This window comes from Agrobacterium sp. CMT1, from assembly GCF_037203725.1.
Lineage (GTDB): Bacteria > Pseudomonadota > Alphaproteobacteria > Rhizobiales > Rhizobiaceae > Agrobacterium > Agrobacterium pusense.
This window is the reverse complement of sequence record NZ_JBBCAR010000003.1, coordinates 464864-478011: the sequence shown is the minus strand read 5'-3', so window position 1 is coordinate 478011 and position 13148 is coordinate 464864. Positions and strand designations below refer to the sequence as shown.

General features: G+C 58.8%; 14 protein-coding genes. 4 read left to right on the top strand and 10 right to left on the bottom strand.

What is annotated here, in order from left to right; translation table 11 throughout:
- The first annotated feature begins 278 nt into the window (after positions 1-278).
- The gene (locus WA845_RS07270; protein ID WP_003522343.1) at positions 279-452 is read left to right on the top strand and encodes a hypothetical protein; all 174 of its coding nucleotides are present in this window, start codon (positions 279-281) and stop codon (positions 450-452) included.
- 147 nt (positions 453-599) lie between these two features.
- On the opposite strand, the gene WA845_RS07265 is transcribed toward WA845_RS07270, so the two are convergent.
- From WA845_RS07265 to WA845_RS07255, 3 genes are all read right to left on the bottom strand, one after another.
- A complete protein-coding gene (locus WA845_RS07265; protein WP_004442762.1) occupies positions 600-1478 on the bottom strand; it encodes a 50S ribosomal protein L11 methyltransferase in 879 nt (292 codons plus the stop codon).
- Between the two features lie 80 nt (positions 1479-1558).
- Positions 1559-2167 carry a cytochrome oxidase assembly protein Sco gene (gene sco, locus WA845_RS07260; RefSeq protein WP_022556589.1) on the bottom strand — a complete coding sequence of 203 codons (609 nt, stop codon included), beginning with the start codon at positions 2165-2167 and terminating at the stop codon, positions 1559-1561.
- Positions 2168-2308: 141 nt separating this feature from the next.
- A complete protein-coding gene (locus WA845_RS07255) occupies positions 2309-2467 on the bottom strand; it encodes a hypothetical protein (protein WP_006697769.1) in 159 nt (52 codons plus the stop codon).
- Between the two features lie 226 nt (positions 2468-2693).
- On the opposite strand from WA845_RS07255, the gene WA845_RS07250 reads away from it, so the two are divergent.
- A complete protein-coding gene (locus tag WA845_RS07250) occupies positions 2694-3161 on the top strand; it encodes a chemotaxis protein CheW (RefSeq protein ID WP_003522339.1) in 468 nt (155 codons plus the stop codon).
- Between the two features lie 36 nt (positions 3162-3197).
- On the opposite strand, the gene WA845_RS07245 is transcribed toward WA845_RS07250, so the two are convergent.
- Genes WA845_RS07245 through gcvA form a run of 3 tightly spaced genes read right to left on the bottom strand, consistent with a single transcriptional unit; the run spans position 3198 to position 5289 of the window.
- Entirely contained in the window at positions 3198-3689 is a 492-nt protein-coding gene (locus WA845_RS07245; protein WP_004442768.1) for a CreA family protein, read from the bottom strand.
- A 46-nt stretch (positions 3690-3735) separates the two neighbouring features.
- Positions 3736-4344, bottom strand: coding sequence for a 3'-5' exonuclease (locus WA845_RS07240; RefSeq protein WP_045531907.1), 609 nt, complete (start codon positions 4342-4344; stop codon positions 3736-3738).
- A gap of 42 nt (positions 4345-4386) precedes the next feature.
- A complete protein-coding gene (gene gcvA, locus WA845_RS07235; RefSeq protein WP_337322239.1) occupies positions 4387-5289 on the bottom strand; it encodes a transcriptional regulator GcvA in 903 nt (300 codons plus the stop codon).
- Positions 5290-5486: 197 nt separating this feature from the next.
- Here gcvA and WA845_RS07230 point away from each other — a divergent pair, with 197 nt between their 5' ends.
- Both WA845_RS07230 and WA845_RS07225 read left to right on the top strand, forming a co-directional pair.
- A complete protein-coding gene (locus tag WA845_RS07230) occupies positions 5487-6416 on the top strand; it encodes an EamA family transporter (protein ID WP_162719138.1) in 930 nt (309 codons plus the stop codon).
- A gap of 179 nt (positions 6417-6595) precedes the next feature.
- Entirely contained in the window at positions 6596-7129 is a 534-nt protein-coding gene (locus tag WA845_RS07225) for a GNAT family N-acetyltransferase (RefSeq protein WP_035209694.1), read from the top strand.
- Between the two features lie 4 nt (positions 7130-7133).
- Here WA845_RS07225 and WA845_RS07220 read toward each other — a convergent pair whose 3' ends face one another.
- From WA845_RS07220 to WA845_RS07205, 4 genes are all read right to left on the bottom strand, one after another.
- Positions 7134-8027 carry a phosphotransferase gene (locus WA845_RS07220; protein WP_112553899.1) on the bottom strand — a complete coding sequence of 298 codons (894 nt, stop codon included), beginning with the start codon at positions 8025-8027 and terminating at the stop codon, positions 7134-7136.
- Between the two features lie 64 nt (positions 8028-8091).
- Entirely contained in the window at positions 8092-10266 is a 2175-nt protein-coding gene (gene ligA / locus WA845_RS07215; protein ID WP_072494635.1) for an NAD-dependent DNA ligase LigA, read from the bottom strand.
- 116 nt (positions 10267-10382) lie between these two features.
- The gene (gene recN / locus WA845_RS07210) at positions 10383-12056 is read right to left on the bottom strand and encodes a DNA repair protein RecN (protein WP_004442779.1); all 1674 of its coding nucleotides are present in this window, start codon (positions 12054-12056) and stop codon (positions 10383-10385) included.
- Positions 12057-12071: 15 nt separating this feature from the next.
- Complete coding sequence (locus WA845_RS07205; protein ID WP_006697761.1) at positions 12072-12938, bottom strand: outer membrane protein assembly factor BamD; 867 nt, start codon at positions 12936-12938, stop codon at positions 12072-12074.
- Between the last annotated feature and the right edge of the window lie 210 nt (positions 12939-13148).

The window sequence follows — 13148 nt, the reverse complement described above, 5'->3', positions numbered from 1 at the left end:
ACTGACATGGAGAAAGCTGTTTGTCGGCACCATCAAATCGTTGGCGCGCAACGACAATGCCACGCGGACAAAGCCGGTTTCAAGACATAAGTGATGCCCGGGATTGCGGTGATAAATTGGGCATATTTTGCGGAATAAGTAATACTGAAGGCTTAATGATATGCAAAAAATGCATTCCTACCCTGAGATATACCCTCTAACCAAACAAAAACACATCGCTTATATTAGGATCAACACAGCGAGAGAGACACTCTCCTGGCAAACAAGGATTTGAAGCAATGGCAAAATCTTTCCTCCGCACCGCCTTCGATCGCGTCGTTGAAGCACGCGAGCGTCAGGTCAGCCGTCATGTCAACGCCGCCCTTCTGAACCTCGACGACAAGTCGCTCGAAGCGCTCGGCATGAACCGCGCCGATCTGCGTCGCAAGGCAAAGTCCAGCTACGTATTCTGATTTTATCCGGCGCGGCATTCCTCCCTACCCCGCGTCCGGACAGGAATACGTCTACCCGCTTGAGCAAGCTCCTCCCAGGCTCGCGGGTTTTCAGGCGGCGCGAAAGCGCCGCCTTTTCTTTTGTCCGCAATAAATGTTGCGAGAGCTTCAGTCCTTGCGAAGATGCAGCGTCACCCAGCCATTGCGCCAGATGGTGCGGACATGGGAAAGCCTTGCGCCATTATAGGCGGAAAGCACTTTCCAGCGCTGTGACGCCAGAATGCCCGACAGGATGACAGTGCCGCCGGGTGCCAGATGCGTGACGAGCTGCGGCGCCATCTTGATGAGTGGCCGCGCGAGAATATTGGCGATGATGAGATCGAACGGGCCATGCTTGCGGAAGGCGTCCGAGTGAAAACCCGGCGCCGTCTCCAGCACCATGCCCGAAACAATGCCGTTAAGCCGGACATTTTCCTTCGCCACCCTCACAGCGACGGGATCGATGTCCGTCGCAAGCACGGGAATAGGACGCATCTTGCGCACGGCGATCGCCAGAACGCCGCTGCCAGTGCCGAGATCGAGTGCGTTGCGCACGGGCCGCGCCCGCAGAACCTCTTCGATCATTTCGAGGCACCCCGCCGTCGTGCCATGATGGCCGGTCCCGAAAGCCTGTCCCGCCTCGATTTCGATGGCCAGATCGTTCGGCCGCACCTTGTCGCGATCATGAGCGCCGTGAACAATGAAACGCCCTGCCCGGACAGGCTTCAAACCTTCAAGCGATTTGGCGATCCAGTCGACATCAGGAACAATCTCCTTCTCGATGACAAGGCCCGGAAAGGCCGGCGCAAGCAGCGTACTGATGCGCTCGCGAAATTCCTCTTCCTGCTCCGCCATCAAATAGACAGAGGCTTCCCAGATGTCGCGCTTCTCGTCCACCTCGGTCGTGGCGATCGCAACATCCTCCTCGCCGAAATAGTCCGACATCAAATCGAGAATTTCACCGGCCTTGATTTCGGTCGTGGTGACGTAAAGTCGGATTTCGCTCACGGCAGGCTGTTTCCTCTGGCTTCGGCTGTTCAATCTGCCTTTGCCACAAAACCGCCCTCAGTCCAATAAGCCGAACGCAATTAAACCTTCGCGCCCTTTAGCAGGTTCTGAAGCTTCTGCTCGGCAACATCGGGATTTTCACCATAGGCGATCGTTCCCGCAAAACGGCCATTGGCATCGAGAAGGATAACGGATGCCGTGTGATCCATGGTGTAATCGCCATTCGGGTCCTTCTCATCCACCGGCACCTTTTTGGCATAGATGCGATAGCCTTTCAGCGTCTCGGCAATCTTGTCGGCCGGTCCGGTAATGCCGGTGATCCGCTTCGACACGTTGGACACATACTGCTGCATGATTTCAGGCGTATCACGCTCGGGATCGACGGAAACAAAATAGGCCTGCAGCTTGTCGCCAGCCGGATCCACCTTCTCCATCCAGCCATTCAGCTCGAACAGGGTCGTCGGGCAGACTTCCGGGCAATGGGTGAAACCGAAGAAAAGCGCTGTCGGCTTGCCCTGAAAGGCTTTTTCGGTAATCGGCTGACCCGTTTGAGCCGTCAGTTCGAACGGCACGCCATAGGCGGTCTCCACCATCTGCTCGCGGGTCTTCGTCATTTCGATCGTCAGCCAGCTGACGACGCCGGCTAGAACGAGCACGACCGCCCACAATACGATGCGAATATTTCTCATTGTCCAATCCTACCCCGAAAGCCTGCGCCGTGTCCGGGCGTCCGACAGACAGATAGCGAAGGACGGCGGCGACGGCAAATCAACTGGCCGTATTTGAGCCGACCGCGCTGATTTGTCACAAAGCCCGACGACGGCGCGGCGTCACAGGCACCAGGCGATACCGCTCTGCACGGCGGAAAGGAAAATATCGGTGCCGTGCCGCACCCAGCCGTCAAACGCAAGAAGCACGATGGCAAGCGAAGCCACCACCGAAAGTCCAGCCAGAATAAACTTCAGAGGATGGGAAACGAGCGCGTTCATGTTCCTATCATAGCCCGTCCACGCACAGTCGAAAACCGGTAAAATACTGGAGTTTGCCGTGGCGAGATGGAGAATTGTTAGGGAAAGTTTAAAATCTTGCCATGCATTATGACCCCAGCGGCTTTTCAAGCCTCGACATGATGTCTCCCGGTCCATTCTCCGGCCGCCGCATAAAGCTCAATCCTGCGTGGGCCTGTTAGAGAGCCATCAGAGGAAACCTGCCGTCATGTCCAACGCCATCAAGCAATCCGGCGCATATCTCGAAATCGTTTCCTTTCATCTGGGCGATCAGGAATTCTGCATCGATATCATGGCGATCCGCGAAATCCGCGGCTGGGCGCCGGTGACCCCGATGCCGCACACCCCGCCTTATGTTCTCGGCCTCATCAACCTGCGCGGCGCCGTCATTCCCGTCATCGACATGGCCGGCCGCCTCGGCATGAAAATGACCGAGCCCTCCGAGCGCTCCGCCATCATCGTTACCGATATCGGCGGCAAGCTGGTCGGCCTTCTGGTGGAACAGGTCTCCGACATGATGACCATCCGCTCCGAAGATCTGCAGCCCGCGCCCGATATCATTCCGGAAGAACAGCGAAGCTTCTGCCGCGGTATCGTCGCGTTGGAAAAAAGCATGGTCTGCTTCCTCAACCTCGACACGGTTATCGCCGACGAACTGGCGCGCGAAGCCGCGTAATCCACGGCATCGACATGGCAATTGCGGGGGCGAGCCTTACGGCTTGCCCTTTTCCCATGTCACCTGCTGGTTATAGAGCGGCACCGTCGATATCGCCATCTTGGCGGAACCATCGGTCAGTTCCCGCGCGTGCACCAGATAAATCAGTGTATCATTGGCCTTGTCGTAGACGCGGCTGACGACGAGTTTCTTCCAGACCAGCGACATCCCCTGCCGAAACACCTCTTCGCCGCCCTTCGAAAGATTGATGTCACCAATCTCCACCGGCCCGGTCTGGCTGCAGGAAATGGCGTTGTTGGAGGGGTCTTCGAACCAGTTGCCGTTTTTCAGCCGGTCGATGACGCCACGCTCGAAATAGGTCACATGGCACGTCACGCCTTTGATCTTCGGATCAGCGATCGCCTCTATCATGATATCATTGCCGATCCAGTCGACGCCGACCTCGCCAACCACCTGCGAATTCGCCGCAGTCACCGGAAGCAACACCAGAAAGCCCGCAAACAAGCCCGACAGAGTTTTCTTTGTCATCGCATCTTCTCCGTTACGCTGCTTCAAACATAGGTGGAAGCCACCGTTACGCAACCCGGGCGGCAGGCCGTTTTTTCATGCTGCACGGCTGGTAGCCCGTGGCGGTAAGTCGACCGGCCACCATGCCGATTTTCTCCGGCAGATCGTGGATATGGGCAACACTCAATGCCTTGGCCGCCGCAATCGACGCGGCCGCGCAGACAACGGCATCTTCCGCGGCATTGTGGTGAACGAAACGCAGCTGAAGGTGATGAGCGATCACATTCAGCTTGTGCGACGCCAGATTGGGCCAGACATGCCGGGCGATCTTGACGCTGCACAGATAGGAAAGGTCGGGGTAGGACTGTCGATATTTGTCGAAGGACGCGCGCATGACGCTGAAATCAAAGGCGGCATTGTGGGCTATCATCGTCGCACCATGGAAGTCGTCGATGAACTCCTCCATCACCTCGGGAAATTCGGGCGCATCCTCGACATCGGCAGGGCGGATGCCGTGCACGGCGATGTTGAAGGGCGAAAACCGCATGTCCTTCGGCCGGATCAGCCGTTCCTCGACACGAACGATCGTCCCGTCTTCTATCCAGGCAAGGCCGACGGAGCAGGCGCTGCCCCGCTCTTCATTGGCGGTTTCGAAGTCGATGGCGATGGTTTTCAAGAGTGATTCCCATTGTTTCTTCCGGCATAAACCGGATCGGCCTCAAAGAGAACCGGGTTCGCTGGAATGCGCTTCCGAAAGCATCCAGTCGATGAGCGTCACGAGATCGGGATTATCGAGCATACGCCTGGGATAAACGAGGAAATAGGCGAGCGTGCTGGCCATGTCCTTACCGAATGGCGCAATCAATGCACCTTTGGCAAGCTCGCGGGAAACGAGCGAACGCCGGGTCAGTGCAATGCCATGCCCGGCCTTGGCGGCATCCAGCGCGCCGTTGCTGTCGATGAAAACGGTGCCGCCGGACGCGTCGACTTCCGCTGCACCTGCCGCTTCCAGCCAGCGCCGCCATTCATTGCGGTTTTCATCATGCAGCAGCGGGACCGATTTCAGATCGCCCGCTTCCCGTAGCGGGCCGTATTTTTCAAGAAGCTGGGGCGAGCAGACCGGCAACGTGCTGTCATCAATGAAGCGGATGCTCTCAAGCCCTTCGTACCGTCCGAAACCGTGCCGGACGGCCAGATCGACGTCGTCCCTCGAAAAATCCACCAATCGGTTCGTGACGCTGATGCGCACATCCACCTGCGGGTGCTGCTGCTGGAAGGCGGGCAATCGCGGCATCAGCCATTGGACGGCGAAGGTCGGTGTGCAGCTCAGCGTCAAAACGGTGATCTCGGACCGCGCTGTCAGCTCCGCCGTCGCCTCGCGCATCATCCGGAAAGCGGTGCGGAGCGCGCCGTAATAACGCTCCCCCTCGCGCGTCAGCTGGATGCTACGCGGCTTGCGAAAAAACAATTGCGCACCAAGCCGCGCCTCCAGCTCCCGGATTTGCAGACTGACGGCGCCGGGCGTGACATTCAACTCGTTGGAGGCAAGCGTGACGCTGCGATAGCGCGCTGCGGCCTCGAAGGCCTGCAACCCTTTCAGAGACGGGAGTTCGGCGGACATGATTTAGCTCAACTCAATTATCGAACGAGAAACAATCGTTTGAAAACACCATAAAACAGAGAGTAAATGGACGCAACCAGACACAGAGCGACGTGAAAACCCATCACCTCCGAGCTTGAGATTAACTCAACCAATATCGGGTGGATGGCGGGGATCCCGTCTGCGATCATGTCGATGCTCATGCGTTGGAGATGATAATGGCGATACAGAAACAGATGGATGCCCGCGAATGGGCGATGCTCGTCGCGCTTTCGCTCCTGTGGGGCGGATCGTTCTTTTTCATCGGTGTTGCGGTCAAGGAACTACCTCCCGTCACCATCGTCGCACTGCGTGTTACCCTTGCGGCAATCGCGCTTCAGATCGTCTGCCGCATCATGGGCCTTCGCCTGCCGAGGCAATGGGCGGTGTGGCGCGCCTTTTTCGGCATGGGCCTTCTAAATAACATCATGCCCTTCTGCCTGATCGTCTGGGGCCAGACCCATATTGCCAGCGGACTGGCTTCGATCCTCAATGCCACAACGCCGCTCTTCACGGTTATCGTCGCGCATTTTCTCACCACTGATGAAAAGATGACCGGCAATAAGCTGACCGGCGTATTGGTCGGCTTTGCCGGCGTGGCGACCATGATCGGCCCCGCCGCCTTTACCGGCTCATCCGGCCTCTGGGGCCAGATCGCCGTTCTCGGCGCGGCCATCTCTTATGCCTTCGCGGGCATATTCGGCCGCCGCTTCAAGGCCATGGGCGTGCCGCCGCTGATGACCGCCACCGGCCAGATTTCCTCTTCGGCACTGATGCTGATCCCGGCCGCCCTTCTCATCGACAAGCCATGGACACTCGCCATGCCGAGCCTCGGCACGTGGGGCGCGCTTGTCGGCATCGCACTGCTCTCGACGGCGCTCGCCTATCTCATTTTCTTCCGCATTCTTGCCAGCGCCGGCGCCACCAACCTTGCCCTCGTCACCTTCCTCATCCCCGTCAGCGCCATCCTGCTCGGTTCCCTGCTTCTAGGGGAGCAACTGGAAATGAAGCACTTCGCCGGCATGGCGATGATTGCTGCGGGTCTTGCGGCGATCGACGGCAGGCTGCCGTCAAAACTCAGAAGCCTGCTGGGCAACGCACCTGCTTGACAGAATTACACGGCAAAAGCATTGTGCGCCCATGATCGCGAAGCAGAACACCACCCGTCGTCACACCATCACCGGCCACCCGGCAGGGGAAGGTATGTCGTCGCGTTAAGCGATCCATTTCCACCCTGCCAGTCGAGCAGGGTTCGCACTCCTGCTCCCATACGCCCGAGGAGACAGGCATGCAGACTGTGAAATTTGCCGATAATGAAGATTCGCAATTCAGCTTGAATGAAGTCGTCCTGCGCGCCGCGCGTCTGGACGACGCTGAAGCCCTGACAGAAATGTTCAACCTGCCCGGCGTCCGTCACGGCACGCTTCGACAACCATTTCAGTCGGTTGAAAAAACACGAAAATCGATGGAGAACCGCGGCCCCAACGATATCGCCATCGTTGGCGAATGGCGGGGAAAGATCGTTGCCAATGCAGGACTGTTCCGCAGGGCAGGAAGACAGTCCCACATTGCTGATCTGGTAATCAGTGTCCACGACGATTTTGCCGGCAGAGGTGTCGGAACATATATTCTGGCGGCTTTGATCGACACCGCCGATAATTGGCACGATATCCGCCGCATCGAACTCAACGTCTTCACCGACAATCTCCCCGCGATCCGGCTTTACGAGAAATTCGGTTTTGAACTTGAAGGCACCCTGCGCAACGACGCCTATCGAGATGGCAAATACGTTGATGCCCACGTGATGGCACGACTTCGATAGTCGGTTAGCTGCGCAAGTGGTCGGCAAACACTTCCCGAATGGTCCGGCGCGACCATTCGGCCATTTTTTCGTTACGGCCGCGCTCGGCATCCAGAACGATCAGCGCCTTCCATAAGGCCCACCCGCGCCCGCGCTGCCATGTGGCCTCATCCAGATCGAGCGCTCTGCGAAAAACAGCCCGGCTTTCAGCATCAAGCACATTCCACGCGAGAATGAGATCAGAAGACGGATCGCCTACGCCGGAACTGCCGAAGTCGATGACGGCCGAAAGCCTGCCATCCTTCACCAGCAGATTGCCCTCGGCAATGTCGCCATGCACCCACACCCGCTGCTTTTGCCAATGACTCGAAAGCGCAAGCTGCCATATCTCGATAGCCAGCGCCTGATCCACCTCACCGGCAAGCCGCGCCGCCGAGGCCTTCGCTTCCCCGTCATAGACTGCAAGCGAGCCCCCGCGATGAAAGTTATGCGCCCCTGCGACCGGGCCATCCACAGCATCCGCCTCGTGTAATGATCTCAAGAACGTGGCGACATCAATGGCAATGACCGACAGATCGACCTTCTCCAGATGCTGAGCAAGCGGTTCCCCTTCGAGCCAGCGATAGACCGACCAACGGAACGGATAACCCTGCCCCGGCTGCCCGAGCGCTACTGGAGCAGGGATCGGAAAAGGCAGGAAAGGCGCAAGCGTTGGCAGCCATCGATGCTCCTTCTCGACCTGCGCCACGTAACGGGTGGCGCTCGGCATGCGGATGAGCATTTCATCGCCAAGGCGAAAACTGCGATTGTCCCAGCCGCTCAGTTCCACCGGCCGAACATCTAACGCCGCCCATTGAGGAAACTGGCTGACAACCAGCGCCCGGACCTGCTCTGCGCTGACGACGATGCGGTCATCCATGCCTTATCCTCCGTCTCAGGCACAAAGCTCTAGCGGCAGAGGACATTATTTCCATGACGGCCCCTCAGCCGCCGATCAGCGCCAGCCACTCGTCCTCATCCATGGTCTGCACGCCCAGTTCCGCCGCCTTGGCAAGCTTGGAGCCCGCTCCCGGCCCCGCCACCAGAATATCGGTCTTTTTCGAAACGGAACCGGCAACCTTGGCGCCCAGACTTTCCGCCCGGGCCTTCGCCTCGTCGCGGGTAAACTTCTCCAGCGAGCCGGTAAACACCACCGTCTTGCCTGCCACCGGGCTGCCTTCCGTTGAAGGCTTTTCCGCGTCTTTCGGACGAAGTTCCCTTATCAGCCGATCAATGACGTCGAGATTGCGTGGCTCCTTGTAGAACTCGACAATGGCGCGGGCCACCACCTCGCCGATGCCGTCGATGGCATTAAGCTCGGCCCAAGCCTCGCTTGCGGGATCCGCCGCCGCCTTCATGCTTTCTTCGAAATGGTCGTAAGTGCCATAAGAGCGCGCCAGAAGCTTCGCCGTAGTCTCACCCACATGGCGGATGCCCAGCGCGAAGATGAGCCTGTGCAGATCGATCTCGCGGCGGGCATCGATGGCGTCGAACAGCTTCCTGACGCTGACCTTGCCGAAACCGTCGATATTTTCGAGCTTGGTCAGATGGGAAGCATCCTGACGCGCCTTCAGCGTGAAGATGTCGGGTGCGGTCTTGATCGAGAGCGCAGGATCGTCACTTTCGAAGAAGAAATCGATCTGCTTGGTGCCCAGCCCTTCGATATCGAAGGCATTACGCGAGACGAAATGTTTCAGATGCTCCACCGCCTGGGCCCGGCAGACGAAACCGCCGGTGCAGCGCGTGACCGAATCGAGCTTGCCGGTCTTCTCATTACGCTCCCGCACCGCATGGCTGCCGCAGACCGGACATTTTTCCGGGAAGGCGTATTTTGCCGCCCCGGCCGGTCGCTTTTCCAGAAGCACGTCCAGAACCTGCGGAATGACATCGCCGGCCCGCTGCACGATAACAGTGTCGCCGATGCGGATATCGTGATCTTCCGGGCGGATGCGCTCACCGCTATTCCCGATGCCCTCGATATAATCGGCATTATGCAGCGTGGCATTGGTAACGACGACACCGCCGACAGTGATGGGGGTAAGACGCGCGACAGGCGTCAGCGCGCCGGTGCGGCCAACCTGAATTTCGATATTTTCAACCGTCGTAAAGGCTTGCTCTGCTGGAAATTTATGTGCGGTCGCCCAACGCGGGCTGCGCGAGCGGAAGCCCAGCCGTTCCTGCAGATCAAGCCGGTCGACCTTGTAGACCACACCGTCGATATCGTAATCGAGATCGGGCCGCGCAACACCGATTTCATTATAATGCTCAAGCAATTGCTGGGCGGACGTGAATCGCTTCATCAGCGGATTAACCGGGAAACCCCACTCCCTGAACTTCTCGACGATGCCATATTGGGTATCAGCAATCCGCGTCGGCTGACCGCCATTCGAAACCTCGCCGAGGGCGTAGGCGAAAAACCGCAGCTTGCGTTTCGCCGTCACATTGGCGTCCAGCTGACGCAGGGAGCCGGAGGCAGTATTGCGCGGGTTCACGTAGGTCTGCTTGCCTTCCGCTTCCATCTGGGCGTTCAGCGCCAGAAAGTCGCTTTTGGCCATATAGACCTCGCCGCGCACTTCCACCACATCGGGCGCATCGGCGGGCAGCTCGTTCGGAATTTCCTTGATGGTCCTGATATTGGGAGTGACATTTTCGCCGGTCGTGCCGTCACCGCGCGTCGCCGCTGTCTTCAGCCTGCGGTTTTCGTAGCGGATGGACATGGAAAGCCCGTCGATCTTCGGTTCCGCAGTGAAAGCAATGGAGTCATCAGGCAGATGCCCAAGGAAACGATAAACCGAACTGACGAAGTCGCGCAGATCTTCTTCCGAGAACGTATTGTCGAGCGACAGCATCGGTCGCGCATGCACGATGGGCGCAAAGGTCGGAAGCGGCGCGAAGCCTACTTTTTTCGATGGGCTGTCGGCCCGCACCAGCGCCGGGAAATTCGCTTCGATGGCGTCGTTGCGCCGCTTCAGCGCGTCATACTCCGCATCGGAAATCTCCGGCGCATCCTTGCCATGGTAAAGCGCGTCATGGCGGGCAAGCTCGGCCGCCAGAAATGCAAGCTCCGAAGAGGCTTCAAGCTCGGTGAGGTTTTCAACGGGTTTCTGGTCTTTCGACATGACGGCCTCTTTTCGGAATTACCGAACGCTTTTAGCCGAAATAACAAACATTAAAAACAGTTTTGCCGCTGGACTCACAATGCCGAAAGGCACTGCACTGGCATTGCCGCGAAGGGTCAGTCCTTGGCTGCTAGAAGACGAGCGGCAGCAGCCCTTGCCTCGTCCGTCACGGACGCGCCAGCAAGCATACGGGCGATCTCTTCGGTGCGGTGCTGCGGCTCCATCGTGGCGACGCGCGTGGCGATACGCTCGCTTCCATCGCCGGACGGACCCTTTGAAATGAGAAGATGGGTCGCCGCCCGTGCCGCCACCTGCGGCGCATGGGTGACGGAAAGGACCTGCACGGTTTTGGACAGGCGGCGCAGCCGCTGGCCGATGGCATCCGCCACCGCGCCACCGACACCCGTGTCGATTTCGTCGAACACCAGGGTCGGTGCCGAACCGCGATCCGCCAGCGCCACTTTCAGCGCCAGCAGGAAGCGGGACAATTCGCCGCCTGATGCGACCTTCATGATCGGACCTGGGCGCGTGCCCGGGTTGGTCTGCACGTGGAATTCCACCGTGTCGATGCCGTCGGCCGTCGCCTGCTCGGGATCGGAGGTGACCTCGACGGTAAACCGCGCCCGCTCCAGCTTCAACGCCGGAAGCTCGGCCATGACAGCGTTGGAAAGCGCTTCCGCTGCATTACGGCGTTTGTCGGAAAGCGACTGCGCGGCACGGTCAAAATCAGCCTTCACGACGCCGAGATTGGCCTCGAGCTTGCCAAGCTTTTCTTCGCCGGCGTCGAGATCGGCGAGATCGGCCACCATTTTTTCGGCGAGAGCGGGGAGGTCTGGCACGGCGACATTATATTTGCGTCCGGCGGCGCGCAACGCGAACAGCCGCTCCTCCACCCGCTCCAGCTCGCGCGGATCGAATTCTGTGCGGCGCAGCGCCGCTTCCACTTCCATCTGCGCATTGGAAAGATTGTCCAGCGCGGCATCCAGCAATTGCACGGTGTCTTCCAGCAGGCCGGGAGCCTCATGGCTCTTGCGCTCCAGACGCCGCATCATGGATGCTATGACAGGCACGGGCGAAGCATTGCCGTTCAGGAATTCGCTGGCTTCAGCAATATCGCCAGCGATGCGTTCGGATTTTTGCATCACCGCCCGGCGTTCGGCCAGTTCATCCTCCTCGCCATCGCGCGGCGAAAGAGTTTCCAATTCCTCGACGGAAGAGCGCAGGTAATCCGCCTCTCGCGCCGCAGCCTCGACTTTTGCGCGATGCGTCTTTAAGGCCCGGTCAGCATCTTTCCAGGTGCGATAGAATGCCTGAACAGCGCGAGCCTCTTCGCTCAGCCCGGCAAAGGCATCCAGCAGAGTGCGGTGCGCATCCGTATCGACAAGCGCACGATCATCATGCTGGCCGTGAATCTCGACCAGCATCTGACCAAGCTGGCGCATCATCTGCACGCTGATGGCCTGATCGTTGATATAGGCCTTGGTGCGCCCGTCGGAAGATTGCACGCGGCGGAAAATCAGGTCGCCATCGTCATCGAGACCGTTTTCGCGCAGGAGAAGCCTTGTCGGATGATTGTTCGGCACCTCGAAAGTCGCGGTGACCTGCCCCTTTTCCTCCCCGTGGCGCACAAGGCCGCCATCGCCGCGGCCGCCAAGCGCCAGCGAGAGACTATCGAGAAGAATGGATTTGCCCGCACCCGTCTCGCCCGTCAACACGGAAAGGCCCGCCTCGAAACCGAGGTCGAGCCTTTCGATGAGAACGATATCGCGAATTGAGAGCTGGACCAGCATGGCCTATGCCCCGTCTCAGGCGCCGATGAGCTTCTTGCCGGCGCGCGAAATCCAGGACCCCTTATTCTCACGCGGCTCCAGGCCCTGGCCCTTCAGCAGCTTGTAGGAATCCGCATACCATTGGCTGTCGGGATAGTTGTTGCCGAGAACGGCAGCCGCAGTCTGCGCTTCGTCCACCAGGCCCATCGCGTAATAGGCTTCCGTCAGACGCGCCAGCGCTTCCTCGATCTGGTTGGTGTTCTGGTACTGCTCGACGACGATGCGGAAACGCGACACGGCGGCGAGATATTCCTTGCGCTCAAGGTAATAACGACCGACCTGCATTTCGCGGCCGGCAAGCTGATCGCGGGCGAAACGGATCTTGGCCTGCGCATCCGCGACATATTCCGAATCGGGATAGTCGTTGACGACCTTGTTCATCGCCTCAACTGTGCGCTGCGCGGCGCGCTGGTCCTGCGTGACGTCGGAAATCTGCTTCGAATAGGCAAGACCGATCATGTACTGAACGTAAGCGGCGTCCTTGGAACGCGGATATTGCCGCAGGAAACGGCTACCGGTGGTGATTGCCACATCGTTCTTGTTGGTGCGCGTGGCAATGAAGGTCTGCATGACAAGCGCCTTCTGGCCCCATTCGGTGAAGGGGTACTGCTTGTCGATCGCCTCGAACTTGCGTGAGGCTTCCGTCATATTGCCTTTGTTCATGTTCGCCAGCGCTTGCTTGTACAGAACGTCAGGCGGATCGGTCTCCACGCCAAGCTTGGTGATGTCGATATCGGGATCGGACTGGCAGGCAGTGACGACGACGCTCGCGCCGACCAACATCAACGAAACGGCGATCCCCCGCATCGTACCCTTCATTGCACCAGACCCTACATGCTTCATTCGACAGTTCCCACTTCCCGCGCAAATACATAAGCATCGGCTTTGTATTGGCGTTCTAGCCATAAAAGCATCCGCAGGGCAACGCAATGATGACGCATTAACGCATTTTTATGGCATCACCCCATGCAATCGCACGATTATCCGGCGATAATTTGCAACTTCCTGCTCCGTCTCACGAAAAAGCCGTCCCGAAGGAGCGGCTTTTTCTGT